5 protein-coding genes are annotated in these 2,963 nt (G+C 74.5%); 4 read left to right on the forward strand and 1 reads right to left on the reverse strand.

Features of this window, described 5'->3' with window-relative positions; translation table 11 throughout:
* Nucleotides 1-208: carboxylesterase family protein (locus ESO86_RS14610; RefSeq protein WP_207207160.1), on the reverse strand; the 208-nt coding region annotated here is incomplete at its 3' end.
* Nucleotides 209-536: 328 nt separating this feature from the next.
* On the opposite strand from ESO86_RS14610, the gene lepB reads away from it, so the two are divergent.
* From lepB to ESO86_RS14630, 4 genes are all read left to right on the forward strand, one after another.
* Nucleotides 537-1,052, forward strand: coding sequence for a signal peptidase I (gene lepB / locus ESO86_RS19110; protein WP_165307919.1), 516 nt, complete (start codon nt 537-539; stop codon nt 1,050-1,052).
* A gap of 47 nt (nt 1,053-1,099) precedes the next feature.
* Nucleotides 1,100-1,681: a mismatch-specific DNA-glycosylase gene (locus ESO86_RS14620; protein ID WP_129235646.1), complete on the forward strand. Its 582-nt coding sequence runs from the start codon at nt 1,100-1,102 to the stop codon at nt 1,679-1,681.
* Between the two features lie 98 nt (nt 1,682-1,779).
* On the forward strand, nt 1,780-2,184 hold the full coding sequence (locus tag ESO86_RS14625) for an ArsR/SmtB family transcription factor (protein ID WP_242492388.1): 405 nt from the start codon (nt 1,780-1,782) through the stop codon (nt 2,182-2,184).
* On the forward strand, nt 2,181-2,963 hold a 783-nt coding region (locus ESO86_RS14630), incomplete at its 3' end, for a SulP family inorganic anion transporter (RefSeq protein WP_165307921.1). The genes ESO86_RS14625 and ESO86_RS14630, both read left to right, overlap by 4 nt.

The following is a 2,963-nucleotide window of genomic DNA, read 5'->3' on the forward strand; positions in this document are numbered from 1 at the left end:
CGCCCGTCGCGGGCGGCGCGACCTGGGGAGGCTCCGGTCCGAGCGCGCCCGCGTCACGGACCCCGTCCCACGGCTCGACCGGGCGCGGTGGGAGCAGTCGGTTCGCGCCGAACGGCGGGGCCGCGTACGGCACCCCCAGGAAGACGTGCACGCCGTCGACGATCCTGCCCCGCAGGGCGCCGTGGTCGGTCCTGACCACCGTGTCCATGCCCCCACGCTGCACCCGCCATCCGCGGGCGTGCGGGGCGAAGGTCCCGCATCGGGCACGTGCCCGACCTCCGGGCGTCGACCGGCACCACTGGCAGGCTGCGATCCGCGCGAGCCCACGGTCTGTGGACAGGTCCGGCGCGGGGCTCCGGACCGGTCGTAGCCTACGCACGGCGCCGCCGTGGGCGCGACGCCGGAGGGAGCGTGGTGAGCGCACGTCGGAAATCCGGTCCGGGCAGCAGGCGGCCGCGGGAGGTGAGGGCACCCGCGACCGGCGTCGGTCCGCCCGACCGGTCGGACGTCACCCCGCCGACCTCCGGGACGGTCTCGTGACCGACGCGGCGGCCCCGGCCATCCTCATCACCGTCCTCGTGCTCATCGCCCTCGCCGTCCTCGTCCATCGGTTCGCCGCATTCCCGACCGTCGTCCGGTCGGACGCGATGCGACCGTTGCTCGAACCCGGCGACGTCGTCCTCACGAGCCGACATCGTCGTCCGCACCGGCTCCGGCGCGGCGAGATCCTCGTGTACCGGGTCCCCGACCGAGCCGAGCCGGACCTGCGGCGCGTGATCGGCCTGCCCGGCGAACGCGTCGTCGTCGACCCCGACGGTCGGATCACGGTCGACGGCCAACCGCTCTACGAGCCGTACGCCCGCCGCTCCGGCAGCTTCCGCGGCTCGTTCGCCGTGCCGCGCGATCGCGTGTTCGTGCTCGGCGACCAGCGGGCGGGCACGCACGACCCGCAGGCCTGGCAGCAGTCCTTCGTCGCGGAGGGCACCATCCTCGGCGTGGCGCGGCTCCGGGTCTTCCCGTGGCCGATCGTCGACACCCACGTGCACGGCTGATCCGGAGTGCTCGCACGCCGGCCTCCCGGCGGGGGCATGATCGGTCCATGGGATTCACCCGATCCGAACTCGAGTCCTTCCGCGACGCCGCCGTCGACGACCTGATGCCCGAGCATCCGAAGCTCGTGTTCGTCGGCATCAACCCGGGACTGTGGACGGCCGCGACCGGCAGCCACTTCGCGCACCCCGGCAACCGCTTCTACCCCGCGCTCGCCGCAGCCGGCATCACCCCGCGCCTGCCGGACTTCGCGTCGGGCCTCGACGACGCCGACCGGCGGATGCTCCTGGAGGCCGGCATCGGGATCTCGAACCTGGTGCATCGGGCCACGGCGCGCGCGGACGAGCTCGGCCGCGCGGAACTGCGTGCGGGAGCGCGGCGGCTCGAGCGGGACGTCGAACGCTGGGGCGCGGCGGTCGTCGCGATCGTGGGGGTGACCGCGTATCGCCAGGGCTTCGATCGGCCGAGGGCTCGGGTCGGGAAGCAGGACGAAGCACTCGGCGGCGCCGAGCTGTGGGTCGTGCCCAACCCCAGCGGCCTCAACGCGCACGCGACCGTCGACGACCTCGCGCGCGCGTACGCCGAACCGGCGAGGGCGGCCGGCATCACGCTCACGTCGAAGTCGGGATGACCCGACCGATCTCCTGGTCCGAGGTCCGCTCGCACGCTCGGCGCGGCCGACGGGCGCATAATGGATTGATGGATCCATCAATCCATGGAGGAGTCCGCGTGTTCACCGACGCCAGCCGCCCGCTCTACGAGGTCAAGGCCAACCTGTTCAAGGGCCTCGCGCACCCGCTGCGCGTGCGCGTGCTCGAGGTGCTCGCCGCGGCGCCCGACGTCGAGACGCCGGTGTCCGCACTGCTCGACGCGACCGGGCTCGAGGCGTCCCACCTCTCGCAGCACCTCGCCGTGCTCCGGAACCACCGGCTCGTGACCGCCGAGCGCCGTGGGAACCAGGTGTCCTACCGTCTCGCGTACCCGCAGGTCGCCGACCTCCTCCGCGTCGCTCGCGCGCTGCTCGCCGAGATCCTGCTGACCACCGAGCGCCAGCTCGTCGAGCAGGCCGCGCTGTCCGACATCCCGCCCGCATCGGCCGACCCCGCGTCGACCGGCTCGGCGGCCCGATCGTGACGGCGTCGACCGCGCAGCGCCTCGCTCGCGGCGTCCGCTCGCTGCTGCCCGCCGTCGCGGACTACCGCGACGTGCGCCGGAGCTGGAGGGGCGACCTCGTCGCCGGCATCACCGTGGGGATCGTCGCGCTGCCCCTCGCACTGGCGTTCGGCGTGAGCTCGGGCGCCGGTGCCGCGAGCGGGCTCGTCACCGCGATCGTCGCGGGCGTCGTCGCGGCGGTGTTCGGCGGGTCGAACGTGCAGGTCTCCGGGCCGACGGGTGCGATGGTCGTGGTGCTGGCGCCGATCATCGCGACGCACGGCGTCGGCGCGCTCGCGATCGTCGGGCTGCTGGCGGGAGCCATGGTGCTCGTGGCCGGCGTCCTCCGGCTGGGCCGCGCGGTGACCTTCATCCCCTGGCCCGTCATCGAGGGGTTCACGCTCGGGATCGCGGTCATCATCTTCCTCCAGCAGGTGCCGGCCGCCCTCGGCGTGCCCGCCACCGAGGGCGCGAACGCGATCGTCGGTGCCGTGGATGCGATCGTGGGGGCGTCCTGGCCCGACGCGGCGTGGTCGCTCGCCGTCGTCGCGACGGTCGCCGCCATCATGCTCCTCGCTCCGCGCATCCACCCGCTGGTGCCCGGGTCGATCGTGGCGATCGTCGTCGTGGCGCTGGCCGTGGTGCTCACGGGGGTCCCCGTGAGCACGATCGGGGCCCTGCCCAGCGGGCTCCCGGCGCCGACCGTGCCCGCGTTCGACCCCGCGACCCTCGCCGCGCTCGCGCTCCCGGCGGCGACGGTC

Origin of the sequence: Agromyces binzhouensis (assembly GCF_004135055.1) — a bacterium.
Lineage (GTDB): Bacteria > Actinomycetota > Actinomycetes > Actinomycetales > Microbacteriaceae > Agromyces > Agromyces binzhouensis.

Excerpts from the sequence above, each read along its gene's own strand:
- ESO86_RS14620 (WP_129235646.1), top strand. The coding sequence starts at position 1,100 with ATGGGATTCACCCGATCCGAACTCGAGTCCTTCCGCGACGCCGCCGTC.